Genomic DNA, 24,225 nt, shown 5'->3' on the forward strand with positions numbered 1-24,225 from the left:
GCGAAACTTCTCCTTACATAATCCTTGGACATGGGAAAGACTTATGAACGCATAGACGGCCGCCTGCGCACCTTCATCGAGCAGCAGCCGATCTTCTTCACCGCGACCGCCCCACTGGACGCCGACGGCACGGTCAACCTCTCCCCCAAGGGCCTCAAGGGCTCCTTCGCCGTGCTCGACGAACACCGCATCGCCTACCTCGACTTCGCCGGCAGCACCGCCGAGACCGTCGCCCACCTGCGTGAGAACGGCCGGATCACCGTGATGTGGTGCGCCTTCCAGGGCCCGCCCAACATCGTGCGCGTCCACGGCCGGGGCGAGCCCGTCTTCCGCGACGACCCGCGCTTCACGGAGCTGCTCTCCCACTTCCCGGACATCGACCCGTCCCAGCACGGCCTGCGCGCCATCATCGTCGTGACCGCCGAACTGGTCCGCGACTCCTGCGGATACGGCGTCCCCTTCATGTCCTACGACGAGGACCGCGACCTCCACGGCAAGCGCTTCGCCCGCGAGGACGATGCCTCCCTGAGCGCCTACTTCGCCAAGAAGGACCACATCGCCCAGAGCATCGACGGCCTCCCCGGCCTTCCCCTCCCCCTTCCGCCCAGCACCTTCTGAGCGACCGCCCCTCCTCTCCCGGCGGTTGGCGCCTCCGCCCGTGAAGTGGCGTGTCTGCGAGCGGCTCGCGGCGGGAAAGCTGGTGTGGGCGGAGCTTGCCGTGGAGGGGGAGTCGGATGGGGCGTGAGGGGACGGCGGCGACTCGGGTGGCCGGGGTCGTGCCGCGGGGCGGGTGGCGGCCGAAGCTCTGGGCGTTACGGGGGGACCGTACGGGCAGCGGGCCGATCACCGAGGCGGAGTGCACCACGTGCCATGACGGCTCCGGCCCGGCGGAGGACGGGCGGGGGCCCGCCCTGTGGTGCCTGGCGCACGCGCAGGAGACCGGGCACACGGGCTTCCGGCGCATCCGTACGGACTTCTTCAGGGCGTCGTGCGACGGCGCGGGAGCGCAGGCCGCCGGCGGCTGACGCGGTGGTCGACGCGTTGGCCGACTCGGCGGCTGACGCGGTGGTGCCGCCCCGCGCCCCCGGGGTCAGCCGGCGCGGAGCATCAGGCCGATGCCCACGACCATCAGGCCCGCCGCCGCGATGCGCGGGCCGCCGAAGCGCTCCTTGAAGAAGAGGGCGCCGATGGCGGCGCCGACGATGATGGACGACTCGCGGAGCGCGGCGATCGGGGCGAGGGGGGCCTTCGTCTGGGCCCAGAGGATCAGGCCGTACGCCGCGACGGAGAGGGCGGCGCCCAGCAGGCCCCGGGCCGCGTACGGCTGGAGCTGGGGGAGCAGGGCGGCGCGGCGGGTCCAGAGCGCGTAGGCCGGGATCGCCAGACCCTCCATGATCATCAGCCAGGAGACGTAGCCGAGCGGGGTGCCCGAAGCGCGGACGCCGACCCCGTCGACGACCGTGTACAGGGCGATCGACAGGCCCGTCGCGCCCGCCGCGAGCAGCGCCGGCCAGTGCGGGCGGGTGTCCTTGCCGCGGATGCCCCACAGCGCGAGGCCGGTCAGCCCCGCGCAGGCGACGGCCACGCCGAGGAGCTGCCAGCCGCCGGGGACCTCGTCGAGGAAGACGGCCGCGAGGGCGGTCACGACGAGCGGGGCCGACCCGCGCGCGATCGGGTACATCTGGCCGAAGTCGCCCAGCGTGAACGACCGCATGAGCAGGGCGTAGTAGCCGATGTGGAGGAGCGCGGACGCGATCAGGTACGGCCACGCGCCGGCCGCGGGCAGCGGCACGAAGGGGACCGCGGCCAGGCCGATCAGCGCGCCGCCGCCGGAGATCAGCGTGAAGGAGAGCAGCTGGTCCTTGATGCCGTGGGCGATCGCGTTCCAGCTGGCGTGGGTGACGGCCGCGACGAGGACCGCGAGGGTGACGAGCGGGGTCACGCCGACGGCTCGCGGACGTCGACCAGCGTGCCGCCGGCATGGCTCACCAGCGCCTTCGGGTCGAGCGCGAAGACCGTGTGCGGGGTGCCCGCCGCCGCCCACACCACGTCGTGTTCGAGGATGCCCCGGTCGGCGAGGACCCGCGTCCGCGTCCGGTGCCCGAAGGGCGGGACGCCCCCGATCGCGTACCCGGTCGTCTCCCGCACCACCTTCGCGTCGGCCCGGGTCACCTTCTCCGCGCCCAGCTCCTCGCGCACCCGCTCGACGTCCACCCGCGACGCCCCGTCCATCAGCACGAGGACCGGCACCCCGTCCGCGGCGAAGATCAGCGACTTCACGATCTCCGCGACCCGGCACCCGATGGCGTCGGCCGCCTGCTGCGCGGTGCGGGTCTCGTCCGGGAAGCGCCTGATCTCCACGTCGAGGCCCAATTCCCTGAGGGCGGCGGCGAACTGGGGGTGCGCGGGCGTGGTGGCGTCGTCAGCGGTCGTCATACCGGCACGCTAGCGGTGGGTGTACGGGGCACGCGACTCGGTTCCGGGTTCCGGACGTCGGCCGCGGGCCGGACGGGACTCCGCGGGTCCGGCCTTCGGCGCTCCGCGCGTCCCACCGGACGGGACTCGGGTCCGCCCGCCGACCCTCCGGGGGTCCCGCCCGCCGACCCTCCGCGGGTCCCGCCGGACGGCCCACCGCCGGTCCCGCCGGACGGTCCTCCGTCAGCCCGCCCGCAGCACCTGCGCGACCACCGGGCCGGCCGCGTCGCCGCCGTGGCCACCGGCTTCCACGACGGCGGCGGCCGCGAGGTCGCCGGAGTAGCCGGTGAACCAGCTGTTGGAGGTGGCCTGGTCGCCGACCTCGGCGGAGCCGGTCTTGGCGCCCTTGGGGGAGGGGACGCCGGCCATCACCTTGGTCGCGGTGCCGACCGAGCTCGTCGCTGCCGCGCTCATCATCCGGCGCAGGCCCGAGGCGACTTCGGGGGAGAGCCGGCCGGCCTCGGCGAACTCGCGGTCGTCGAGGTCCCGCGCCACCAGGTACGGCTGGAGGAAACCGCCGTTCTTGACGGTCGCGGAGAGCGAGGCGACGTTCAGGGCGCTCATGGTGATCTTGCCCTGGCCGATGTACGAGGCGGCCGTCTCCACGCCCTGCGACTCGGGCACGCTGCCGTCCGACGTGGGCACGCCGACCTGCCAGTTCAGGCCGATGCCGAAGGAGCGGCGGGCGGTCTCGCCGAGCGCGGTGTTCTCCTCGTCCTTCTCGCTGAGCGGCTTGACCGCCTTGATGAAGGCCGTGTTGCAGGAGCGGGCGAACGCCTCGGTGAGGGTGCCGTCGGCGATCGAGAAGTCCTTGAGGTTGTGGAACGTGTAGCCGTACCAGGGGACGGTGGACGGACACGCGACCTTGCTGCCGGGCGTGGCCAGACCCCGCTGCATCATCATCGCCGCCGTGACGATCTTCATCGTCGAGCCGGGGGCCTGCTTGCCCTGGAAGGCCGTGTTGAAGCCGGCGGCCGGGCTGTTGGCGACCGCCCGTATCGCCCCCGTGGACGGCTCGACCGCGGCGACCGCGGCGGTCCCGTACGCCGTGACCGCCTTCTCGGCCGCCGCCTGGACGTCCGCGTCGATGGTGGTCTTCAGGACGCCGGGCTTCCCCTTGGTCAGGACGAGGAGGGTGGTGTCGGCCACGGCCGGGCTGCCCGAGTCGATCCAGGTCTCGATGCCGCTCGTGCCGCCCGCCTTCGCCCCGTACCGCTTGCGGAGCTCGTCCAGGACCGGCCCGAGCGACGGGTACTTCTCCGCCGTCAGCTCCTTGCCGGCCCGGTCGACCGCCTTGACGGAGGCGGTCGTCGCGACGCCGGTGCGCAGGGTGCCGTCGGCGGTGAGCTTCGGGTGGAGCACGCTCGGCAGCCACTTCACCAGCGGGCGGCCGGTGGTCTCGCCGCGCATGACGGTGAGCTCGGAGGCGTACGACCAGGGCTTGGAGACGCCCTCGAAGGTGACGGTCGCCTCCACGGTGAACGGCACCTTGGCCCCGACCGGCGTCCCCGGCGTGATGGTGGCCCCGGAGACGCCCGCGCCCTGCCGGTAGGCGAGGACGGCGGGTCCCGCCGCGACCGGGTCGTTCGTGAGCTGCGCCGCCCGGTCCGACTCGCCGGCCGCCCAGGCCGCCAGGAAGTCCCGCGCGGTCGACGTCACCTCGTCACCCGTGACGGGCCCGGTCTTCGGCGCGGCGTCCGACCGCGTACCGATGTCCGAGTCGCCTCCCGTGACGCCGTTCCAGAGGTTGTAGCCCCCGTATCCGACCCCGCTCGCCACCACGGCGAACACGCTTCCGACGATCGCGACCTTGGCCCCGCTGCGCATGGCTGCGCTCCCCTCCCCAGGTGGCCGTCCAGTCAAGCGTGTCCCTTCCGATGTGTCGAGCAACTATCGCAATTTCCGTCACACTTGCCTCAGGGGGCACACCACGGGACGGGTGAACGACATGAGCGAGACGCGTACCGGCAGCGGCAAGGTGGTCGTGAACAGGGCGATGTCGCTCGACGGCTTCGTCGCCGGTCCCGACGACGCGATGGACTGGGTCCTCGACGCCGTGCCGCCCGACGAGCTCGCGGCGAACGCGGCGGCCACCGGCGCCATGCTCGTCGGCCGCCGGACCTACGACGTGGGCGCGCGCATGAAGGCCGAACGGCCCGACAGCACCGACTACCCCTTCGCCGGACCCCTCTTCCTCCTCACCCACCGGCCGCCGGATCCGCCCGACCCGGCGATCACCGTCCTCACCGGCGACATCGACCGGGCGGTCGCCACGGCCCGCGCCGCCGCGGGCGGCAAGGACCTGGAGATCCTCGGCTCCGACGTCGCCGCCCAATGCCTGCGCCGCGGCCTCGTCGACGAACTCCTCGTGTACGTCCTCCCGGTCCTCCTCGGCGACGGCGTCCGCTTCCTGCCCCCCGGCCTCCCCGGCACGGACCTGGAACCGCTCTCCTCCACACGCGCGGGCGCCGTCACGGTCCTCCGCTTCCGCGTCCGCCGCACAGCCTCCTAGGACCGGGCGCCGACCGGCACTTGGGAACGCACGTCCCCGATCCGTACAACTTTTCGTCCTCCCGGACGTCTCACCCATGAGGCGCATGGTGCGCCTGATGCATCCGGGAGGAATGACACGTGCCCCTGGCTCGTTCGACCCGACGCCGGCTCGTCGCCGCCGTCACCACCGTGCTCGCCGTCACCCTCGGTGCGAGCGCGCTGGCCGTCCCCGCGCACGCCGTTCCGGCGGCGGGCGGGTTCCTCGCGGCGGACGCGGCGACCACCGCCGCGGACCCGATCCCGTACCCCAAGGGAAGCCGGCTCGCCGGCGCCGGGGTGACCGGCTTCCTGACCGTCTCCCCCGAAAACGTCTCGACCTTCAGGCGCTACTCGGACGGCGGCGGACAGGCGTACACGGGCCCCACCTACCTGCGGTCGACGCGGACCACCGACTACCTCGTCTTCCGCAGCCCCACCCAGGTCACGCAGCGGAACCTGACCACGAGCGGCAACCTCCAGATCGCCGTCGGCTCGACCGCGGCCGACGCGAAGTACGCCGGCGCCGCGGCCGACGCCCTCTTCACGACCCGCGAGACCGAGTCCGGCACGGTCCTCCGCAAGTACACCGAGGCGGACAGCGCCGGCACGACGGTGACCGGCCTCCCCACCGACGCGATCGGCCTCACGGTCCTGCCGTCCACGCCCGACCAGGCCGTGGCCCAGTTCCGGCAGGGCGAGGTCTACAAGTGGGCCGTCATCGACCTCGCCACCGCGTCAGCCGGTCCCCTCCGCGAGAACGGCACGGTCGGCCTCGACGCCGTCTCCGCCACCCGCACCGCCTGGGCCACCGGCGAGGGGTCGTACGACACGCCGCAGCTCCACGTCGAGGACCTCGCCACCGGCACCCGCCAGGAGGTCCCGGTGAAGCAGGGGACGGCGTCGGGCGGCTTCCGGGTCGCCCTGGTCGGCGACTGGGTCGTGTACGGGCAGACGGGCGGCATGTACCAGTCGCAGCCCGGCACGCACTACCCGCTCACCGCGTACAACCTCACCACCAAGACGTCGAAGCCGCTGCTCGACCACGCCTACCAGCTCGCGCCCGCCCCCGACGGCAGCCTCTACGCGCTCGGCGGCCTCGTCGGCCAGGGCGAGGGCATGTACCGGATCGCGGCCACGGGCAGCGAGGACGCGACGGTCGAGAAGGTCGCGACGACCGGCGAGCCCACCGAGCTCGTCGTCACCGACACCGCCGTCCCCGCGGCGGAGCTCGACCTCGACAAGAACCTCCGGTTCACCTTCCGCTGGGCCCTGACCCGCCCGGCGAACGCGACGGTCACCGTGCGCCACCTGCGCACCGGGAAGACCCGGACGCTCACCTCGTACTGGACCAAGGAGGCGTCCTTCGGCTGGGGGGCCGCCGACGGGGAGGAAGACGTCCACAACGGCGACTACACCTGGGAGATCGCCGCCCACCCGGTCAACGGCATCGGCCCGGACACCGTCCGCAAGGGCACCTTCAAGGTCGTCCGCAAGACCGCGCCGCACGACTTCAACGACAACGGTTCCCCCGACCTGCTCACCCGGGACGCGGCCGGCCGCCTCTGGCGCACCGACCTCTTCTACCACCCGTTCAGCGAGCAGATGGGCATCCACGGGGTCGAGCCCAAGGCCCTCATCGGCACCGGCTGGAACATCTACGACCGCATCGAGGCCACCGGCGACCTGGGCGGTTCGGCGGTCGGCGACATCCTGGCCCGCGAGAAGACCGGCGTGCTGTGGCTCTACCCCGGCAACGGCACCGGAGGCTTCGGCGGCCGGCTCAAGGTCGGCACCGGCTGGCAGGTCTACGACAAGATCGCCGTCGGCAGCGACCTCACCGGCGACGGCCGCCCGGACGCCGTCGCCACCGACAAGTCCGGCGGCCTGTGGCTCTACCCGGGCACCGGCGACGCCGCCAAGCCCTTCGCCGCCCGCAAGCAGATCGGGACCGGCTGGGGCGTCTACAACGACCTCGCCGCCCTCGGCGACATCGCCGGCGGCACCGCCGGCGACCTCGTCGCCCGCGACGCGTCCGGCGTCCTGTGGCAGTACCTCGGCAAGGGCGACGGCACCTTCGCCCCCCGCACGAAGATCGGCACCAGCTGGAACAAGTTCAGCCAGCTCGTCGGCGCCGGCGACGCCGACGGTGACGGCCGCCCCGACCTCCTCGGCATCAGCAACTCGTACTACCAGGGCTCGCTGTACCAGAGCACCGGCCGGTGGGACCGCCCCTTCCTGCCCGCCCAGGACACGTACGTGACCCCGGCCGCCGCCACGGATCTCGTCTTCTGATCCACCCCGCACGACCCGCACGACCCGCACGGCAGAGGGCGCGACCACCGGTCGCGCCCTCTGCGCGTCCCCCCACCGTCCGACGCCACCCTTGACTTGAACATGTTCAAATTCCGTGCCAGGGTACGGCATGCGCGCGCGAGCCCACCGGCCGCGCACGCGGCCCGCGAAACCGCTAGGGGTGGATGTGTCGCGTCACCGTCGTACCGCACTGGTCCTGCTCGCCACGACCCTCGCCCTCACGGGCTGCGGCAGGCTCTACGAACTCCCGCCACCCGAAGGCAAACCGATCCTGCTGAAGCGGGCCGACCTCCTCACCACCTGGACCGACGCCGACGACGGCACCATCACGCTGAAGCCGGACGGCACGTTCGTCGCCCATGACATCTGCGTCGCCGTCAGCTGGGACGAGGGCCTGGCCTGGTCGGGAACCGGCACCTGGAGACTGACGGCCAACAAGGAGCAGAGCTTCCTCCGCCTCCGCTTCGACGACGCCCACCCCGAAGCGAGCGATCAGAGGCCCGACGCCTACTCCGCCTTGAGGCACAACGACGTCGTGAAGCTCTGGACCCGCGTCGGCGACCCGGACCACGATCTCCCCCACTGCACCCTGACCCCGCAGGCGAACTGACCCGGCTGCCGCCGACACCCACGGCGTATCCCACCGACGACAGCCAAGAGGGCGCGACCACCGGTCGCGCCCTCTTCGCTGCAATTCCCCCGCTACACCCAGGTGTCGAGCCACATTCGGGCTCTCCATTGGTCGAGCGGAATGGGAGTGCCGGTGTAGATGGGCCAGAAGTAGATGAAGCTTCCTCATCTATGCGGAAGTAGGCCCTCACCAGCATCTTTTCGGTAGCGGGTGCTGCGAATGGCCCCTTGGGGCCGCCTGTGGGCCGTGGTCAGTGCTGCGAGCGCACGCTAAGCGTTGTGTGTGCAGTGGAAGCGAAGGAACGCCAAGCAGCGCTTGCGCTCGTCGCGCACGCTTCAATTTGCTCTTTGGCGGCGCTGGTTTCTGCTGTGTCACCGCCATGAAGTGTCTGAGGCCACCTGAGCATTGCAACATGGAGTTGCTTTGCTGCCGAAGACATGGAGTTTGCCGATGAGACCAGGTTGTCAGGGCCCCAGAGCTGAAGTTTGGCAGTGGCAATCGTTAGGGCTATGAACGCTTCGTGAAGCGTGTTGAATTGCTCTTCGGAGAGGTCCTGGTCTCGTGAGATCCGACCTTGGCATGGCACGGCCAGAGTAACGAACGTCATCCACGCGCTGACAGTCTCGTCGCAGGCCTGCCTCCGCTGCTCGCGAGTCCAGTGCTCGTGTTCAGCAGAGGCCTGATGTGTGACCTGTGTATGGACTGCCTCAATCGTCTTTTGTGCGCCAACACGCGCTCCGTAGGCGGTTGCCAGGCCGCCGATGCCGGCCCCCACCACTCCGGCGATCCCGGCCAATGCTGCTGCAAGTCCCTGGTCCATAGCGTCATTCTGCTGGACCTCGTGGGCGTCAGGCAGTCATAGAACTCCTTGAGAGATACAACGCTTCCACTGCCTTCCGGGTCCGCCCCTCGCTGCTCGGCATCAGGTGCGTGTACGTGCGCAACGTGAACCCCGGATCGGCGTGACCGAGGTACTGGCTCAGGGCGCGGACGTTCTCTCCGGCGTCCAGGAGCACGGAGGCGTAGAAGTGCCTCAGCGCGTGCATGCCGTGCTCCGGGGCCGACGCGTACCGCTCGCCTTCCTCCGGCTCCGGGATGATGCCCACGGCGGCGAGAGCAGGCTTCCACATGAAGTCGTTGAAGTGACTCACCCGGATGTGGCCGCCGGCTGACCCGGTGAAGATGAGCGACTTCGTCACGAGCGGACCGTCAGGGGTCCGCCAGGGAAGCGTGAGCTTGACCGGCGGGTGCTTCTCCGAGTGCGCCTTGAGCGCGGCCGCCACGGACGGCGGAAGGGGCACGTCTCGCACCTTGCCACCCTTCGGTAGGGCGAAGACGAACTTGCCCCGGATCCGCTTGAGCTGATGCTCCACGGAGATCCAGCCGCCCTCGTGGTCCACCTCGTCCTCGGACAGGCCGAACACTTCGCCCTGCCGAAGCCCGCACCCGCCGGCGGCGTCCACGGCAGCCCGCAGGTGCTCAGGTAGGGCGGCTCGCACGCCGAACACCTGCTGTGCCGTCCAGGGCGCGACGCGCGTGTGGTTGGGCTTCGGGACCTGAATGGACTTCGCCTTGCACGGGTTCTTGGCGATGAGTCCGTCGTCCATGGCCGCGCTGAACGCGGCGGAGACGGTGCCGAAGACGATCCGGCGGTGCGAGGCGGCGGGCACGTTGGACTCCAACTCGCCGAGCCACGTGCGGATGTGGCCGGGCTGGAACGAGGTGAGCGGCCTGGTCCCGATATACGGAAACGCGTGCAGCCGCAGCCGACGCTCCGCCGCCTCACGGCTGTTCACCTCGGTCGTGTGCGTTGCCACCCACTTCTCCGCGAACTGCCGGAAGGTGACGCGGCCCGCCCGGGGGTCGACGTATTGACCCCGGGCCATGTCGGCTGCCGTCTCGTTCAGCCACAGCTCGGCGAGACGCTTCTGCCGGTCGGGGAAGCTCTTGGACTTCTCGGTGCCGTCGGGACCGACGTACCGGGCCCGGTAACGCATGCCCGTGCCATAGCGGTCGGACTTGACCCGGCGGGGCGTGCCGTCGGTGCCGGTCTCGGTCTTGTACCAGCGGTCCTGGATGTGGCCAGCCATGTGGGCTGCGTCCTCTCGGTTGGTGGTGTGCCTGCTCTCAGGGAGGGAGGCATGGGGGTGCCGTGGAAGCGGCGGTGGAAGGGTTTCGGGATAGCTAGGGAGGGCGCCTCCCTGCCTCCCTGGATGGGGGTTTGGGCAGGTGGCTGGCAGGGAGGTGGGTCAGGGAGGCACTGAGGGAGTTCTCCCTGCCTCCCTGGCGCCTTCCTGGCTTGGGGAGGTGGAGAAGGTGGCTCGGAGAGTGGCTGTGGACGGGGTTTTGGGGCGGCTTGGCGGGCGCCTCCCCGTCTCCCCGAAGGGGTGTTTTCGCTGGTCGGTGCGGGGGAAGCGGCCCAAGGAGTTGGGTGGGGAGTTCTCCCCGCCTCCCCGGTGTCTCCCCGGGATCGGGGAAGGGGCGTGACGGCCGTGACGGTGGGGTGTGACGGCTGTGACGCCGCCCCCTTTACCCGCCTTACCTCGCAGGTCAGCGTCCCTTACCGCCCCCTCTACCGGGGTAAAGGGATCCCTCTACCCGAGTGGCTTCGGCGGGGGTGTGACGGTGGGGCGTGACGGGGGTGTGACGCCGTCGCGGGTAGGGGGAGGGGCTCTAACTTCCGGTCGGCCGGCGGGTCAGGCGGCTGTGTCGGTGGCTTCCTGGTGGTGGACCCAGGTGCGGACGGCGGCGGGGTCGTAGCGGACGTGGCGGCCGACGCGGAAGCCGGGCGGGCCGGTGCGCTGCTTGCGCCAGTGGTAGACGGTGTCGATGGGGACGGAGAACATCGCGGCGATGTCCTCGGGGGTGAGGTAGCGGTCCGGAAGTCCGGCGCGCAGGGTCTCGATCGGCTTGCTGGCCATGGGGTTGAGTGACTCCTCGTGTCCGTCGCGGGGCGGGGTGGGAGCGATGCCGGTGGCCGTCCTAGAAATTGGGCGTATCTCAGCGTCCGCAGCTCCCGAGCGTCCGCATCGCACTGTCTATGCAGGTCAGAGCTGGTGAGATACGCGGACGCTAGTGCGGACGCTGGACGGCCGTAGCGTCCGCAGCGGTTGCCGTGTCCGGGCCGCTGGTGTGCGGCCCGGTCCGGCGATGTCAGTCCAGTTCAGAGGCTGTGCGGCCCTGGCCGATGGGAGCCACGTCCGGCCAGAGAGGGTCGGTCGGGGGCGCGGACGCTGTCTCCTGCGAGAGGTCGATCCGGGTCAGTACGAGGAGTCTGCTGCGGTGCCGGTCCTGGCTACGTTGCGTGTCGTCCACCGTGATCCCGATCGACCGCAGGAGCGGCGCAAGCCGCTTGACCTTCCCGCTGGTGCGGGTGGCGTCCTTGGGCCATGTGGGCGGCCGGATGCCGCCCGGCGGTGGTACGTGCTCCAGGAGCTGGGCGGCGGTCCCGGTCCACGTCCCGCACTGCTCGACCAGGGCGGCGAGCGCGGAGCCGAACGGGTCCCCCTCCAGCGCGTCCCCGGCGACGTTCGCGGACGCGGCCAGGTAGTCGTCCAGGGTGCTCCACTCCATGACCTGATCGACGGCCGCGAGCACGCGGGCGAAGTCGGCCATGCGGGGCAGGGAGTCCAGCTTCACGTTCGGCAGGACGGCGAGGACGGACGCGAGGAGGTCGAAGAGCGAGCCGAGGACGGCCGGCCGGATGGCCTCGAACGCCGTGCCCAACTCCTCCTCCGTACGCCGCTGATCCGGCTCGATCAGCTGGAGGTCCAGCATCAACAGTCGCTCCGCCAGGTCCCCGGCGAGCGCTCCGGCGTCGATCGTCGTCATCGCCAGCACCCGCCGGAAGGTCAGGACCACGACGTCGTCGTCGGTGTAGAGCGCCCGGTCCACGATCGCGTCACCTGTGACGGCCTTGCACAAGGTGTCCGACAGCCACGGCGGGATCGCGGAGATGTTGTCCAGGCACAGCGCCCACGAGCTGAACGCCTGCGTGGCCCACACCTTGATGTCCCGGGGCTGGGAGCGCTTCGCGGCCGGTGAGGGGTCGACCAGGTTGACCATCATCTGCGCGGCCGCGGACTTCCCCGTGCCCTGCTCGCCCTTGAAGGTGAGGACGGGGTGGGGGATGGTCGGCATCCACGCGGCGACCAGCCACACCACGAGCCGCCGGAACGAGGACTCGTCCATGTTCAACAGGCTGTGCAGCATGGACAGGCCGTCCCCGACGAGTGTCGGCGTGGGCATGGTCGCCATGGCCCCGGACCGGCGGAAGAGGACCGGGGAGCGGTCGACGACGTGCCAGCCGCCGGCCGACACCGTGACCGCACGGCCATCGGCGGTGCCGAGGTCGACCACCAGGGTTCCGGCCTCGTCGTGCCCGACTCGCAGGTGCACCGGCACCGGGTCGCCGTCCTCCGCGATGCCCTCCAGCACGGTCATCGCGTCCGCCAGCGCCGACTGAGACGCCACGTCGCCCTCGAACGTGTCCGCGTACAGGCGGGCCAGCCGCTGCCGCACGCCGGACCGGCCACGCAGGGGCAGGGCGATGTTCGGGCCGTCGATCGCGACCGCGTAGGGGCGGCCGTCGGTCGACATGACGAACCGGTACCGCTCCCGCGCGAGCTGGACGAGCCGCACGGCGGCCGACGGCTTCTTGCCCCCGTCGTCGACCGGCGGGCGCTTGTTCACGGACCCCCGTCCGGTGTTCACGGCCGACTGCCCGGTGTTCACGGGCGCCGGGTCGGTCGACCGGTCGGGGGCGATCGGTCGGGCGGTTCCGTTCACCGGCTTGGTGGTGCTGTTCACGCGCTCGCCCCTCGATCGGTCGACTGCTCACAGGTGTTCATCCGGGCCGTACGCCGCCGCTGGTCGAGTCGGCCGACCCGCACGCGCCGCTCGACCGGTTCGCGATGCTTTGCCTGCTCAGGGGTGGACAGTGCGGCCGCTGAACGGGCGTGAACGATCCGCACGAGCATCAGCCAGTCGACCTGGTCCGGGCCGAACCGGATCGGCTCCGAGTCGGCCGACCGGTCGGGCCCAGTGGGCGGTCGATCGGTTGGGTCGCCGGTCGGCTGAACACCCGTGAACGCGGGGTCGGTCGACCAGACCAGCAGCAACGCGATCGAGAGGAACAGCCGGTCGGCCTTGGCGTGGTTGCAGGGCTGGCAGGCGAGCACGAGGGCGTTGGCGGACCACGTCCGGTAGAGCGAGATCGGCACGACGTGGTCCATCGTCGCCTCGCGCAGGTCCTTGAACCGGTGCCGGCAGTAGGCGCATCGCCAGCCGTCGCGGGCCGCGAGCTGCGCCTTGCGGCTGCGACGACGGGCGGCGTTGAGTCGTGGAGAGGCGTGCAGGCTCACCCGGCCACCCCGGAGACGTCGACCAGGTCGAGCACGGTCCGCAGTGCGGCGGAGAGGGAGCCAAGGTGCATGGCCATGGCGGTCGGGCTCGCCGTGCCGAGGTCGAGGTTCTCGACCCGGCTCAGCGCGTCCCGGGCGGCCGCCAGCAGGACGGGCGGGACCGGCACCACGGACGGCGCCTGCGGGGCCAGTTCCTTCGGTCGCATGGCGGGCCACAGGTCCCACACGGTCGTCCCGAGGACGCGGGCGACCGCGTGGGCGTGACGGGCGTAGGGACGGCGTCCGGGCTCGTTCACCCAGCGTTCCACGGTCTTGGGGTCGACCTGGAGCTGTTCGGCGAGTTCGGCGTAGGTCAGATCGGCCTCGACGATGGCCGCCGCCAGCCGAAGGTTCCCCTCGACGGGCGCCACGGCGGGCATGTTCAACGGGGTCTCGGGTGCGATCGTCACAGCGCCGCCTCCAGCCCGAACACGCGGGTGATCGCGGAGCCGACGCACTGCAGGTACTCGAACGGCGGCAGGGCGTGGCTCCCGGGCGCGTCGCCCCGGTAGACAGCCATGACGCGCTCGGACCGCTGGTCCAGCGAGAGGAGGTCTGTGGCGATCAGCGCGAACCGCACCGAGTCACGCACGACGTCGTTCTTGACCAGATCCGCGTACTCCAGGCACACGCCCGGTGTTGTCACCAGCAGTGTCAGCAACTCCGCGAACGACACGTGCGCCGTGACGGGGACGCTGATCCGTACCGGCTCGTTCGGGTCCGCGTCGCCGAACGCATCGACGTGACCGCCGACCGGGCGACTGGCTAACCGAAGAGCAAGAGATCCAGGCATCATGGGATTGCCCCTTCGTGGGTCGGGGAGCGGCTATCTGCTTGGCGGTAGGGAGCCGCTCCCTGCTTTGTCCTAGGTCACTGACCAGGACGTTTCCATGCCTCAGCCCCCATGCAGGGAGCCGTACCCGTTCCGATCGATCCGACCGGCGGGCACATCCCTAAGGTTCCCTAGGGCACCCTAGGGTGTCAAGCGGTACGCTAGGGAACGCATCCAATGAGCAAGGGAGTTGACGTGGTGTCGGATCAGGCCGGCCATCGGGCGCCGTACGCACGGATCGCCGCGCACTACGAGGAACTGATCACGTCCGGCAAGCTGCAGCCGGGCGAGCTTCTGCCCAGCATCAAGACGCTCTCCCAGGAGTGGAGCGTCAGCACCGCGACCGCAGAGAAGGCGCTCCGCAAGCTCCGCACCGACGGGCTCGTCCGGGGAATCCACGGCATCGGCACCGAGGTGATCGACCGCCCCGCCCCCATGTCCTCCGGCGCGCAGCGCCAGGACCGAGGCCGCCGCAGCGGGTCGAGCTGGGGAGCGGGCGAACGATCCGACTCCCACGAAGCGGCTGTGGTCCCGGCGCCGGCCGACGTGGCGCAGGCGCTGGACATGGCACCGGGCTCGGACGTGATCCGCCGTAGCCGCGTCTACCGCGACCGGCACGGCATCGTCGCGCACTCCACGTCGTGGATCCCAGTGCAGTACGGGAAACTCGTCCCCCAACTGGCGGAAAGCGAGCGTCTGTCCGGCGGAACGTCCCTCGAGCTCATCGCGCAGGCCACAGGGCGGCCGATCACCCGCCGGATCGACGCGGCGTCGGCCCGACTCCTGACACCGACGGACGCGGAGCTCCTGGAGCTAGACCCCGCGAACCCGCCCGCGGAACCGGTGGTTGTCATGACTGCGAAGTTCATCGACAGCGGGGACCACGTGGTGGAGTACGGCGTAGACCTCGGCGGCCCCGGCCGGACATGGCTCACAGAATCGGAAGTTTCCCAGTGACGGCGGACTCGGCCGGGCGGCCGTTCTGCGTACTCATGGCCGGGCTCCCGGGCTCGGGCAAGACAACGCTCTCCCGCGTACTCACGGCGCGCGGATTCGTCCGACTGTGCCCGGACGAGGAGATGTTCCGCCGGCACGGCGTGTACGGCGTCGACTTCCCCCGGGGCACGTTCCCGACCCTGGAGCGCCCGGTACTCGAAGAGATCGCCGTCGAGCTCAGTGACCACCTCCAGGCCGGCCGCAACGTCGTGGTCGACCACGGATTCTGGACCCCCGACGACCGAGCCCGGTGGATGGCGATCGCCACGGACGCGGGAGCTCTGCCGCTGCTCGTCTACCTGGAGGCAAGTCACGAAGAACTCTGGTCGCGGGTGAGCCAGAGGAATGCCCAGCACGAAGCTGATCCGAACTCGATCTACTTCTCGGAGAACGACCTGGCCCGCTACCGGGCCCGGTTCGTCCCTCCGGAGGCTGCGGAGCCTCACGTCCTCTACAGCGGTGACCCCGAGCCGGTGCTGAAAGTGCTCGAAGGGGCTGGGCTGAAAACTGAGTGCTAGACGCTAGACCGCAGGTCGGGAGCCCATTCTCCTGCTAGCGCCCCTGCTAGACCTAGCGGCAGCGAGTGCTAGGTCTAGTGGCGGCGACCTACCTGGTTGCTGAGGAAGGTGCTGAAGAGCTCACTCTCATCGGGCCGACCGAACAGACGCTTGGGCACCACCAGCAGGCATGCCTTTCTGTCCCTGCGCCCGACGAGCACATGGAGCCGAGTCGTCTCGCGATAGCGGGTGAGCTCACGCCACGCCATCTGCCGAGTCTCATCACCCCGGGACACGGTGATGCCGGTGTCGTCCGCTGTGGTCTGCTTCTCCTCCGAGGCGTGGCCAGCCCGGTAGTACCGAGTGGTCAGCACCCGTACGAGGCCAAACCAGACAGCTACGAAGGCCACCGCGACACCAAGAGGCACAGGGCGCACAGAGCCGCCGTCTGCTGAGAGTGACACGCTCTGGAAAGCGATCAATGCCGAACCAACGAAGACGATGAGCCACATCCGTCGAAACAATCCAGCGGCTTTGACGGCTTCGTTGAACTCATCGCGGGTCAGTGCACCGGACACGGTGAAGGAGGTCTGGCGTATGTCGCTCACGAGAGCGGAGCCTACCCATCCGCTCCTGAGCAGCGGGACGTAGCGGTGGTCTGAGGGCGCACTGCGCAGCCCGCCGCCGAGGCGCGGGCGCCCGACGCGGTGCGGCTTGTCGCTTGTCTTGTCGTCCAGGGTCAGGAAACGATGCCTGAGGGGGTCAGCACGGCTGCTGACCAGCGGCGCGACAAGCGACAAGACAAGCGACAAGACAAGCAGCAAGGGTCGCCCTCGGCCGTGTGTCGCCGGAACAACAAGAGGAGCACCCCGCGCCCGGGTGCTCCTCTTGCTTGTGGAGCGCGGCGGTCAGGAAGGGGGCGCGGCGCCCCTTGGCGAGGTGCCGCCCGCCCGCGTTGGTGACGCTGTGTGGGTCTACTGGCTAGTGGACACTGGCTAGTGGACAGTGGAAACAGTCCAGCTCAAGGCCCCTGCTGTCCAGTAGAGGGGGTCTCCGCCGGCTAGTGGAAAGTTTCCAGTAGCCACTGTCCAGTAGCTCTCCGTGCCGCCCTGAGGCGTGGTCGGGGGTGTTGGTGGCCGTGACGAACGTGTGAGGGGGAGCGCCAGCGTCCGTAGCGTCCTGCGGCTGATCTCCTCTAAGGGCGTTCTGACCTGGGGCGATGCTCTTAGTGGAGGAGAGATCTTGCGGACGCTGCGGACGCTGGCGGACGCTATGCATTTTGTTTAGCGTCCGCAGGGGAACCGCAGGTCAGGGGCGACGTGAACGGTGCTGCGGACGCTGCGGACACTGTTTTCTCTCAACTCTCCAGTAGATGATGTAAGAGAGGTCAGAGCGCCACGTGGGGGGCCCACTACGTTGAGGACTTCGTGCGGTCGGCAGTGGAGCGGGGTGCAAGGGGGGCACCACGTACGCACCCCGAGTTCGTGTGTCGACCGTTCAACCCAGCCGCCCTGCGCTCCCACGAAGCCGATTTCTCTCAGGTGTGGCGAGTGCAGGCGGCGTCCACGCCCAGAAGGCTTTTCAGGAGTGGGGGCGGCCGAGGGTGCGCACTGCCGCCCCTCGCCCCTCTGAAAAGCCCTTCCGGAGCTCCACGCAGCCGCAGACGTCCAGAGCCTCGCGGATGCTTCTGGCCGGGCCCGGTGGTCCTGGAAGCGACTACGTCGCGGCCGGCGGTGTGCTGGTGGATGCCAGGCGGGAATTGGGTTCGCCGCGGTTGCGAGTGTTGGGCGGTGCGCCCGGCGAGTGGCAGGGCCTGGCATGGATCAGCGGTCATCGTTGCCAGCGTGCGGCAGTGACCCGGAATCCTTCCCGTGCAAGGCTGCGACTCATGGATGAGGGGGAGTTGGCGCCGGGAATGAAGCTGGCGGCACGATCGCTGGTCGTCCTGAGTGGGGCGGTGATCGCAGTGCTCGGAGTGCTGCTGGCCGTCCGGCTGTGGGGAGAGGCTGGGGTCGGCATGGGGCTTGCCGGAGAGCCGGGGCGGTTCGTCGCCGCGACCTGCGAGCACAAGGTCAACGGGCGCGGCGGAACGAGCACTGTCTGCACCGGGACCTTCACATCCGGCGACGGGCGCACAGCCACGACAGGCCAGTTGAGCTCGAAGGGCACGGCCACCATGGCAGCCGGGGATGCATTCGCCGTGCGGCGCAGCGGAGATGGCACATTGCTGTTTGTCGGCATGACGGACGTGGCCGTGCAGGTCGCGACCGCCCTGGTTACCTCCGGTGCCACCGTATTCATCGCGGTTGCGACCGCTCTGGGGGTGCGACACATCGGATCCCGGCGGTTGGGTCGACATGGGCAACCGGGCCGTCCCAGTCCGACCTAGAGACCAGGTGACCGCTGTCGTGAGCGTACGGTGCCGGCAACGGGCGCCGCGGGGTCCACAGGCCGAGGGCCGCGGCGTCCGCCGGAACAGCAAGAGGAGCACGCCGCGGCCGCCGGGTGTTTCTCTTGCTTGTGTGAGGCAGACTTCCCGGCTGCCCGCCTGAGGCGCGTCCGTCATCCGGTGCGGGCCGATGTCGCGCACCCAGGGAAGTGTTCATATCGCTCGTATCGACCCGGGAGGAGACCGGGACGCGTGTACCCATTTGTACCGATTTAGGGTAGGGCGCGAGAGGTGGAGACTCGGGCGTCGGCGGGGTCGACCCGGACGCGCCTGTCCGGGTCGCGCCGAAATCCGTCCGGGTTGCCCTGTGCTGTGACCTGCGTGAACGTCTGGCCGTCCGGGCCTCGTCCGGGTCTCGATCGCCCGGCAGGGCGGTCCCTCTTGCTCCTCGCCCTGACGCGCGGTTGGCGGCCGGAGCCGGGCCGTCTGTGGGCCGTCAAGGGGCCGCCAGTGCCCGCTGATAGCCACCGACAACAACCAAGAGGGCGCGACCACCGGTCGCGCCCTCTTCGTGCAATTCCCCTACTAGACCCAGGTGTCGAGCCACATTCGGGCTCTCCATTGGTCGAGCGGAATGGGAGTGCCGGTGTAGATGGGCCAGAAGTAGATGAAATTCCAGACGATGAGGAGGACGAGGCAGCCGGCGGCCACTGCGCCGAATGTGCGGCGTCTTTCGGAAGAGCCGCGAGGGCCGATGAGGGCGCCGAGCATCATCGCGACGGCCAGGCAGAGGAAGGGGACGAAGACGACGGCGTAGAAAAGGAAGATGGTGCGTTCCTGGTAGAGGAACCAGGGGAGCCAGCCGGCGGCGATGCCGCAGGCGACGGCACCGGCGCGCCAGTCGCGGCGGAAGGCCCAGCGCCAGAGGACGTAGAGGATGGCGAAGCAGGCGGCCCACCACAGGAGCGGGGTGCCGAGCGCCAGGACCTCCTGGGCGCACTTCTCCTTGGCGGAGGAGGGGCAGCCGCGGGTGCCCGGGGCCGGGGACTCGTAGAAGTACGAGACGGGGCGGCCGAGGACGATCCAGGACCAGGGGTTCGACTGGTAGGTGTGCGGCGAGGTCAGGCCGACGTGGAACGTGTAGACCTCGGACTCGTAGTGCCAGAGGCTGCGCAGCCAGTCCGGGAGCCAGCCCCAGGTGCCGCCGCCGGCCACCTTGTCGTGCTCGACGGCCCAGTTGCGGAAGTAGCCCTTGTCGGAGACGAGCCAGCCGGTCCAGGTCGCCAGATAGGTGCCGATGGCCACCGGGACGACCGACACGAACGCCGGCACCAGGTCCTTCTTCAGGACCGCGAGGTGCGGGCGGACGGCGCCCGCCGTGCGGCGGCCCGCGACGTCCCACAGGACGGTCATCAGGCCGAAGGCGACCATGACGTACAGGCCGTTCCACTTGGTCGCCGCCGCGAGGCCCAGCGAGACGCCGGCCGCCAGCCGCCACGGCCGCCAGCCGAGGCGCAGCGACTCCGCGATCTCCGCGTCCGGGCGCAGCACGCCCTCCTCGTCCTCGGGGAGCGCCGCGGCGAGCCGTTGCCGCGTCCGGTCGCGGTCCAGGACGAGGCAGCCGAAGGCGGCGAGGACGAAGAACATCAGCACCTGGTCGAGGAGCGCGGTGCGGCTCATCACGAAGTGCAGGCCGTCGACGGCGAGCAGCAGGCCGGCCAGGCAGCCCAGGAACGTCGAGCGGAACAGCCGACGGCCGATCCGGCAGAGCATCAGCACGGACAGCGTGCCGAGCAGCGCCACCATGAAGCGCCAGCCGAACGGCTCGAAGCCGAAGATCTTCTCTCCGACGCCGATCACCCACTTGCCCATCGGCGGGTGGACGACGTACCCGGGGTCGGTCGGCACGAGCACCGCGCCCGGGTCGGACAGGATCGTCTTGTCGATGTCCTTCGGCCACGCGCCCTCGTACCCCTGGTTGATCAGGGCCCAGGAGTCCTTGGCGTAGTACGTCTCGTCGAATATCACCGCGCGCGGCTTGCCCAGGTTCCAGAACCGCAGCAGGCCGGCGACCGCCGTGACCAGGAGCGGACCGCCCCAGGCCATCAGCCGCCAGAGCCGTTCGGCGGGCCCGGGGCCGAGGCCGACGAGCGACCACACGCGGGCGGAAGGCCGGGTGTACGACGGGACGAGCCGCTCCCGCAGCCCGATGGGTGCGGAGCTTCCGGCGGGCGGCTCGTAGCCGAAACGCCGCAGCCGCTGCTGCCACGAAGAGGGCTCTGCCACGGCTTGCCGGCCCTCCAGGGTCTCGGGTGCGGTACTGGTCACCGCGCCATCGTAGGGAACGCGCCTGTGCGCGTCGCCTGTCCGGGCTGCGAGGATGTTCCGTGTGACAGGAACGCTGGTACTCGCAGGGACCCCCATCGGTGACATCGCGGACGCTCCGCCCCGACTCGCCACCGAACTGGAGAACGCGGACATCGTGGCCGCAGAGGACACCCGGAGGCTCCGCGGGCTGACCCGCGCGCTGGGCATCCACACCACGGGCCGGGTCGTCTCCTACTTCGAGGGCAACGAGTCGGCCCGGACGCCCGAGCTGGTCGAGGCGCTGGTCGGCGGCGCCCGCGTCCTCCTGGTGACCGACGCCGGCATGCCGTCCGTCTCGGACCCCGGCTACCGCCTCGTCGCCGCCGCCGTCGAGCAGGACATCAAGGTCACGGCCGTCCCCGGCCCGTCCGCCGTCCTCACCGCCCTCGCCCTCTCCGGCCTCCCCGTCGACCGCTTCTGCTTCGAGGGCTTCCTCCCGAGGAAGGCCGGCGAGCGCCTCGGACGCCTGCGCGAGGTCGCCGACGAACGCCGCACCCTCGTCTACTTCGAAGCCCCCCACCGTCTCGACGACACCCTCGCCGCGATGGCCGAGGTCTTCGGCGCCGACCGCCGCGCCGCCGTCTGCCGCGAGCTCACCAAGACCTACGAGGAGGTCAAGCGCGGCCCCCTCGCCGACCTCGCCGCCTGGGCCGCCGAAGGCGTCCGCGGCGAGATCACCGTCGTCGTCGAAGGCGCTCCCGCCACCGGCCCCGCCGAACTCGACGCCGAGGAACTCGTCCGCCGCGTCCGCGTCCGCGAGGAAGCCGGCGAACGCCGCAAGGAAGCCATCGCCGCCGTCGCCGCCGACGCGGGACTTCCCAAGCGCGAGGTGTTCGATGCCGTGGTGGCGGCAAAGAATGCGGACGCGTCGGGCCACGGAAAAGGTAAAGGACTAATCTGAAAGGCAAAGCCCAACCCGGCGCCGGGACTCTTCTCAGGGCCCTTGGCAAGGGAAGAGCCAAAAGCCTTCCATGGTTCGTCCCGCGCTGATGCGCTCCGGCCGGAAAAGGCGTCCACTGATCAGTGGAGAGGAGCTGGCATGAGCGAGATCACCGGCACCGGCATATCCGTCGCCCATGAGGCGTACGCCTTCGCCTGCATGCGCTGCGGATACGGCTGGGAGCAGGCGTACGACATCGAGCACCACGTCGACGCCGCCGGACAGGAATTCGTCGTCTACAAGGCCGACGGGGAGCGGGTTCCGTCCCCGCTGTCCAGTCCCACCTGCATGAACTGCGGCGGTCACGTCGTGAGGATCATGCGCGCGGGGCAGGTGTCGTCGGTGCTCGACCTGATCGCCGCGACGGAGAAGCACCAGCACGGGGCGCGGGCGACGAAGCCGGTCTCACCGGCCGGGCCGATCGGTCAGGAGTTGACCGAGGACACTCCCGAGAAGCCGCCGGTGCCGCACCACTGGCACCTGTCGGACCTCCTGCATCCGTTCCGCCACAACAAGTAACGCTTTGGCGGTGGCGCTCATGGCCCTCGTACGATCGGGCCATGAGTGCCAAGGACGCCCCGCCGCCGTTGCCCGAACCGCTCCTCGTGGAGGTGGCGGATTCGCACACGCACCTGGACATGCAGTCCGGGACCGTGGAGGAGGCGCTGGTCAAGGCCGCCGCGGTCGGGGTGACGACGGTCGTGCAGGTGGGCTGCGACGTGAAGGGCTCGCAGTGGGCCGCGGAGACGGCGGCCGCGCACGCGAACGTGCACGCGGCGGTGGCGCTGCACCCCAACGAGGCGCCCAGGATCGTCCTCGGGGACCCCGACGGCTGGTCGCGGCAGGGCGCCCGCGAGGGCGGCGGGGACGCGGCCCTCGACGACGCGCTCGCCGAGATCGACCGGCTCGCGGCCCTGCCGTACGTGCGCGGGGTGGGTGAGACCGGGCTCGACTTCTTCCGTACGGGGCCGGACGGCATCGCCGCGCAGGAGCGTTCCTTCCGCGCGCACATCGAGATCGCCAAGCGGCACAACAAGGCGCTGGTGATCCACGACCGGGAGGCGCACGCCGACGTGCTGCGCGTGCTGGACGAGGAGGGCGCCCCGGAGCGGACCGTCTTCCACTGCTACTCCGGCGACGCGGCGATGGCCGAGATCTGCGCCGCCAAGGGCTACTACATGTCGTTCGCCGGCAACGTGACCTTCAAGAACGCCCAGCCGCTGCGGGACGCGCTCGCCGTCGCCCCGCTGGAGCTGGTCCTGGTCGAGACCGACGCCCCGTTCCTGACCCCGGCGCCGTTCCGCGGCCGTCCGAACGCCCCGTACCTGATCCCGGTCACCGTCCGGGCGATGGCGCAGGTGCGGGGGATCGGCGAGAACGAGCTGGCGGAGGCGATCGCGGTGAACACCGCCCGAGCCTTCGATTACTGATCCATAACGGTTACGTGTCGTAGTCGGGTCGTCCGGGAGAGTGACGACGGTCGGGACTAGGGTCCCGGCCTCGTGAGTACTTCCCAGGGCAGTCACCGAGCCGGACGGCGGGGCGCGACCCTGCCGGTGCACGAGCAGCCGACCATGGCGGCACCCCTCGTGATGCCGGACGCCGGTCCGGACGCTCGCGCGGCGGGCGGTCAGGGGCCCGGCACCGTCCCCGGGCAGGGCTCCCGGGCCGGCTCCCGGCGGGCCGCCCGGCGCCGCAAGGCCTCCGGGGGAGCGGGCGACGGGTTGCGGCGGCTCGTGCCGCAGGCCCTCGTCGTGGCCTTCCTCGCCGGCGGCACGAGCGCCTTCGTCGCCGACGACAAGGAGGTCCGGCTCTCCGTCGACGGCGTGCCGCGCACCCTCCACACGTTCGCCGACGAGGTCGAGGAGCTCCTCGCCGACGAGGGCCTGGCCGTCGGCGAGCACGACATCGTCGCCCCGGCCCCGGGCGAGGCGCTCGCCAGCGGCGACGAGATCGTCGTCCGCTACGGGCGTCCGGTCTCCCTCACGATCGACGGGCAGCGCCGGCAGGTGTGGACGACGGCCCGGACCGTCGAGGGGGCGCTGCGCCAGCTCGGGGTCCGCGCGGAGGGCGCGTACCTCTCCGTGACCCGCGGAATGCCGATCTCGCGGCAGGGCCTCGCCCTCGACGTGCGGACCGAGCGGACGGTCACGTTCCTCGCGGACGGGCGGGAGCGGACCGTCCGCACGAACGCCGCCACCGTCCGCGAGGCGCTCGTCGAGGCGGGGATCACCCTCGCCGGGCAGGACACGACGTCGGTGCCGCCCGGCGCGTTCCCGCGCGACGGCCAGACGGTGAACGTGCTGCGGATCACGGGCTCGCGGCAGGTGCGGGAGGAGGCCATCCCGTACGCCGTCGAGACGGTCCGCGACCCGGAGCTCTTCGCCGGCACGGAGACCGTCGAACGACAGGGCGTCCCCGGCGTCCGCCGCGTCACGTACAGCCTGCGCACGGTCAATGGCGTCCAGCAGAAGCCCCGCAGGACCGGCGAGGAGATCGTCCGCGAGCCGGTCGGCCGCAAGGTGCGGATCGGCACCCGGCCGCTGCCCAGGTCCGTCGCCGGCGCCGACGGGCTCGACTGGGGCGCGCTCGCCGCCTGCGAGTCGGGCGGCCGCCCGAACGCCGTCGACCCCTCGGGGACGTACGGCGGGCTCTACCAGTTCGACCCCGGCACCTGGCGCTCCCTCGGCGGCAGCGGAGTGGCCCAGGACGCGCCCGCCGCGGAGCAGACCTTCCGCGCGAAGAAGCTGTACGTGCAGCGGGGCGCGAGTCCGTGGCCCCACTGCGGCCGGCGGCTGCACGGGTGAGGAGGCGCGGGGACCCCGCCCGGCCGGGCGGGGCGGGGCCGTAC

Annotated in this window: 24 protein-coding genes; 12 read left to right on the forward strand and 12 right to left on the reverse strand. The window is 70.8% G+C overall.

All coding sequences use genetic code 11. The features are described 5' to 3' along the window. Positions 1 to 30: 30 nt before the first annotated feature. Complete coding sequence (locus ACFCY7_RS08630; protein WP_376482589.1) at positions 31 to 618, forward strand: pyridoxamine 5'-phosphate oxidase family protein; 588 nt, start codon at positions 31 to 33, stop codon at positions 616 to 618. 116 nt (positions 619 to 734) lie between these two features. Beyond that, the gene (locus tag ACFCY7_RS08635; protein WP_376482591.1) at positions 735 to 1,025 is read left to right on the forward strand and encodes a hypothetical protein; all 291 of its coding nucleotides are present in this window, start codon (positions 735 to 737) and stop codon (positions 1,023 to 1,025) included. A 65-nt stretch (positions 1,026 to 1,090) separates the two neighbouring features. On the opposite strand, the gene ACFCY7_RS08640 is transcribed toward ACFCY7_RS08635, so the two are convergent. The 3 genes from ACFCY7_RS08640 to ACFCY7_RS08650 all read right to left on the reverse strand — a co-directional run bounded on the left by ACFCY7_RS08640 (position 1,091) and on the right by ACFCY7_RS08650 (position 4,302). Further along, positions 1,091 to 1,942, reverse strand: coding sequence for an EamA family transporter (locus tag ACFCY7_RS08640; protein ID WP_376482592.1), 852 nt, complete (start codon positions 1,940 to 1,942; stop codon positions 1,091 to 1,093). Then, positions 1,939 to 2,436: a YbaK/EbsC family protein gene (locus ACFCY7_RS08645; protein ID WP_376482594.1), complete on the reverse strand. Its 498-nt coding sequence runs from the start codon at positions 2,434 to 2,436 to the stop codon at positions 1,939 to 1,941. Before ACFCY7_RS08645 ends, ACFCY7_RS08640 begins: the two co-directional genes overlap by 4 nt. 222 nt (positions 2,437 to 2,658) lie before the next feature. After that, the gene (locus ACFCY7_RS08650; RefSeq protein ID WP_376482596.1) at positions 2,659 to 4,302 is read right to left on the reverse strand and encodes a penicillin-binding transpeptidase domain-containing protein; all 1,644 of its coding nucleotides are present in this window, start codon (positions 4,300 to 4,302) and stop codon (positions 2,659 to 2,661) included. 121 nt (positions 4,303 to 4,423) lie between these two features. Here ACFCY7_RS08650 and ACFCY7_RS08655 point away from each other — a divergent pair, with 121 nt between their 5' ends. From ACFCY7_RS08655 to ACFCY7_RS08665, 3 genes are all read left to right on the forward strand, one after another. After that, entirely contained in the window at positions 4,424 to 4,987 is a 564-nt protein-coding gene (locus ACFCY7_RS08655) for a dihydrofolate reductase family protein (RefSeq protein ID WP_376482598.1), read from the forward strand. Between the two features lie 119 nt (positions 4,988 to 5,106). Next, positions 5,107 to 7,299, forward strand: a complete 2,193-nt coding sequence (locus tag ACFCY7_RS08660; protein WP_376482600.1) for an FG-GAP repeat domain-containing protein — start codon at positions 5,107 to 5,109, stop codon at positions 7,297 to 7,299. Between the two features lie 187 nt (positions 7,300 to 7,486). Next, the gene (locus ACFCY7_RS08665) at positions 7,487 to 7,930 is read left to right on the forward strand and encodes a hypothetical protein (protein WP_376482602.1); all 444 of its coding nucleotides are present in this window, start codon (positions 7,487 to 7,489) and stop codon (positions 7,928 to 7,930) included. Positions 7,931 to 8,201: 271 nt separating this feature from the next. Here the strand turns inward: ACFCY7_RS08665 and ACFCY7_RS08670 are convergent, their stop codons facing one another. The 7 genes from ACFCY7_RS08670 to ACFCY7_RS08700 all read right to left on the reverse strand — a co-directional run bounded on the left by ACFCY7_RS08670 (position 8,202) and on the right by ACFCY7_RS08700 (position 14,149). After that, complete coding sequence (locus ACFCY7_RS08670) at positions 8,202 to 8,771, reverse strand: hypothetical protein (RefSeq protein ID WP_376482604.1); 570 nt, start codon at positions 8,769 to 8,771, stop codon at positions 8,202 to 8,204. Positions 8,772 to 8,799: 28 nt separating this feature from the next. Then, positions 8,800 to 10,041, reverse strand: a complete 1,242-nt coding sequence (locus ACFCY7_RS08675; protein WP_376482606.1) for a tyrosine-type recombinase/integrase — start codon at positions 10,039 to 10,041, stop codon at positions 8,800 to 8,802. 606 nt (positions 10,042 to 10,647) lie between these two features. Continuing rightward, positions 10,648 to 10,872 (reverse strand): helix-turn-helix transcriptional regulator, encoded by a 225-nt coding sequence (locus ACFCY7_RS08680; protein ID WP_376482608.1) that lies wholly within the window; start codon positions 10,870 to 10,872, stop codon positions 10,648 to 10,650. Positions 10,873 to 11,104: 232 nt separating this feature from the next. Beyond that, positions 11,105 to 12,760 carry an ATP-binding protein gene (locus ACFCY7_RS08685; protein WP_376482610.1) on the reverse strand — a complete coding sequence of 552 codons (1,656 nt, stop codon included), beginning with the start codon at positions 12,758 to 12,760 and terminating at the stop codon, positions 11,105 to 11,107. After that, positions 12,757 to 13,314 (reverse strand): HNH endonuclease, encoded by a 558-nt coding sequence (locus ACFCY7_RS08690; protein ID WP_376482612.1) that lies wholly within the window; start codon positions 13,312 to 13,314, stop codon positions 12,757 to 12,759. The genes ACFCY7_RS08685 and ACFCY7_RS08690 overlap by 4 nt, the downstream gene beginning before the upstream one ends. Continuing rightward, complete coding sequence (locus ACFCY7_RS08695) at positions 13,311 to 13,763, reverse strand: helix-turn-helix domain-containing protein (RefSeq protein ID WP_376482613.1); 453 nt, start codon at positions 13,761 to 13,763, stop codon at positions 13,311 to 13,313. The genes ACFCY7_RS08690 and ACFCY7_RS08695 overlap by 4 nt, the downstream gene beginning before the upstream one ends. Next, positions 13,760 to 14,149 (reverse strand): hypothetical protein, encoded by a 390-nt coding sequence (locus ACFCY7_RS08700; RefSeq protein ID WP_376482615.1) that lies wholly within the window; start codon positions 14,147 to 14,149, stop codon positions 13,760 to 13,762. Before ACFCY7_RS08700 ends, ACFCY7_RS08695 begins: the two co-directional genes overlap by 4 nt. Positions 14,150 to 14,362: 213 nt before the next feature. Here ACFCY7_RS08700 and ACFCY7_RS08705 point away from each other — a divergent pair, with 213 nt between their 5' ends. Both ACFCY7_RS08705 and ACFCY7_RS08710 read left to right on the forward strand, forming a co-directional pair. Next, a complete protein-coding gene (locus ACFCY7_RS08705) occupies positions 14,363 to 15,142 on the forward strand; it encodes a GntR family transcriptional regulator (protein WP_376482616.1) in 780 nt (259 codons plus the stop codon). Further along, on the forward strand, positions 15,112 to 15,699 hold the full coding sequence (locus tag ACFCY7_RS08710; protein WP_376482618.1) for an AAA family ATPase: 588 nt from the start codon (positions 15,112 to 15,114) through the stop codon (positions 15,697 to 15,699). Before ACFCY7_RS08705 ends, ACFCY7_RS08710 begins: the two co-directional genes overlap by 31 nt. Before the next feature lie 74 nt (positions 15,700 to 15,773). Here the strand turns inward: ACFCY7_RS08710 and ACFCY7_RS08715 are convergent, their stop codons facing one another. Then, positions 15,774 to 16,286 carry a YcxB family protein gene (locus ACFCY7_RS08715; protein WP_376482620.1) on the reverse strand — a complete coding sequence of 171 codons (513 nt, stop codon included), beginning with the start codon at positions 16,284 to 16,286 and terminating at the stop codon, positions 15,774 to 15,776. Positions 16,287 to 17,566: 1,280 nt separating this feature from the next. Between ACFCY7_RS08715 and ACFCY7_RS08720 the strand changes: the two genes are divergently transcribed. Continuing rightward, positions 17,567 to 18,067 (forward strand): hypothetical protein, encoded by a 501-nt coding sequence (locus ACFCY7_RS08720; protein ID WP_376482622.1) that lies wholly within the window; start codon positions 17,567 to 17,569, stop codon positions 18,065 to 18,067. 585 nt (positions 18,068 to 18,652) lie between these two features. On the opposite strand, the gene ACFCY7_RS08725 is transcribed toward ACFCY7_RS08720, so the two are convergent. Then, entirely contained in the window at positions 18,653 to 20,395 is a 1,743-nt protein-coding gene (locus ACFCY7_RS08725; RefSeq protein WP_376482623.1) for a dolichyl-phosphate-mannose--protein mannosyltransferase, read from the reverse strand. Positions 20,396 to 20,447: 52 nt separating this feature from the next. Here ACFCY7_RS08725 and rsmI point away from each other — a divergent pair, with 52 nt between their 5' ends. The 4 genes from rsmI (at position 20,448) to ACFCY7_RS08745 (ending at position 24,181) form a co-directional block, all read left to right on the forward strand. Next, on the forward strand, positions 20,448 to 21,335 hold the full coding sequence (gene rsmI, locus ACFCY7_RS08730; protein WP_376482625.1) for a 16S rRNA (cytidine(1402)-2'-O)-methyltransferase: 888 nt from the start codon (positions 20,448 to 20,450) through the stop codon (positions 21,333 to 21,335). A gap of 138 nt (positions 21,336 to 21,473) precedes the next feature. Beyond that, positions 21,474 to 21,893 carry a hypothetical protein gene (locus tag ACFCY7_RS08735; protein ID WP_367826015.1) on the forward strand — a complete coding sequence of 140 codons (420 nt, stop codon included), beginning with the start codon at positions 21,474 to 21,476 and terminating at the stop codon, positions 21,891 to 21,893. A 41-nt stretch (positions 21,894 to 21,934) separates the two neighbouring features. Then, positions 21,935 to 22,804, forward strand: a complete 870-nt coding sequence (locus ACFCY7_RS08740; protein WP_376482628.1) for a TatD family hydrolase — start codon at positions 21,935 to 21,937, stop codon at positions 22,802 to 22,804. Between the two features lie 72 nt (positions 22,805 to 22,876). Beyond that, positions 22,877 to 24,181, forward strand: coding sequence for a ubiquitin-like domain-containing protein (locus ACFCY7_RS08745; protein ID WP_376482630.1), 1,305 nt, complete (start codon positions 22,877 to 22,879; stop codon positions 24,179 to 24,181). The last annotated feature ends 44 nt before the right edge of the window (positions 24,182 to 24,225 follow it).

This window comes from Streptomyces sp. NPDC056361 (genome assembly GCF_042262805.1).
Lineage (GTDB): Bacteria > Actinomycetota > Actinomycetes > Streptomycetales > Streptomycetaceae > Streptomyces.

Coding starts and splice junctions, on each gene's coding strand:
- ACFCY7_RS08630 (WP_376482589.1), top strand. CDS start 31: ATGGGAAAGACTTATGAACGCATAGACGGCCGCCTGCGCACCTTCATC.
- ACFCY7_RS08635 (WP_376482591.1), top strand. CDS start 735: ATGGGGCGTGAGGGGACGGCGGCGACTCGGGTGGCCGGGGTCGTGCCG.
- ACFCY7_RS08645 (WP_376482594.1), bottom strand. CDS start 2,436: ATGACGACCGCTGACGACGCCACCACGCCCGCGCACCCCCAGTTCGCC.
- ACFCY7_RS08650 (WP_376482596.1), bottom strand. CDS start 4,302: ATGCGCAGCGGGGCCAAGGTCGCGATCGTCGGAAGCGTGTTCGCCGTG.
- ACFCY7_RS08655 (WP_376482598.1), top strand. CDS start 4,424: ATGAGCGAGACGCGTACCGGCAGCGGCAAGGTGGTCGTGAACAGGGCG.
- ACFCY7_RS08670 (WP_376482604.1), bottom strand. CDS start 8,771: ATGGACCAGGGACTTGCAGCAGCATTGGCCGGGATCGCCGGAGTGGTG.
- ACFCY7_RS08675 (WP_376482606.1), bottom strand. CDS start 10,041: ATGGCTGGCCACATCCAGGACCGCTGGTACAAGACCGAGACCGGCACC.
- ACFCY7_RS08680 (WP_376482608.1), bottom strand. CDS start 10,872: ATGGCCAGCAAGCCGATCGAGACCCTGCGCGCCGGACTTCCGGACCGC.
- ACFCY7_RS08700 (WP_376482615.1), bottom strand. CDS start 14,149: ATGATGCCTGGATCTCTTGCTCTTCGGTTAGCCAGTCGCCCGGTCGGC.
- ACFCY7_RS08705 (WP_376482616.1), top strand. CDS start 14,363: ATGAGCAAGGGAGTTGACGTGGTGTCGGATCAGGCCGGCCATCGGGCG.
- ACFCY7_RS08710 (WP_376482618.1), top strand. CDS start 15,112: ATGGCTCACAGAATCGGAAGTTTCCCAGTGACGGCGGACTCGGCCGGG.
- ACFCY7_RS08720 (WP_376482622.1), top strand. CDS start 17,567: ATGGATGAGGGGGAGTTGGCGCCGGGAATGAAGCTGGCGGCACGATCG.
- rsmI (WP_376482625.1), top strand. CDS start 20,448: ATGTTCCGTGTGACAGGAACGCTGGTACTCGCAGGGACCCCCATCGGT.
- ACFCY7_RS08735 (WP_367826015.1), top strand. CDS start 21,474: ATGAGCGAGATCACCGGCACCGGCATATCCGTCGCCCATGAGGCGTAC.
- ACFCY7_RS08740 (WP_376482628.1), top strand. CDS start 21,935: ATGAGTGCCAAGGACGCCCCGCCGCCGTTGCCCGAACCGCTCCTCGTG.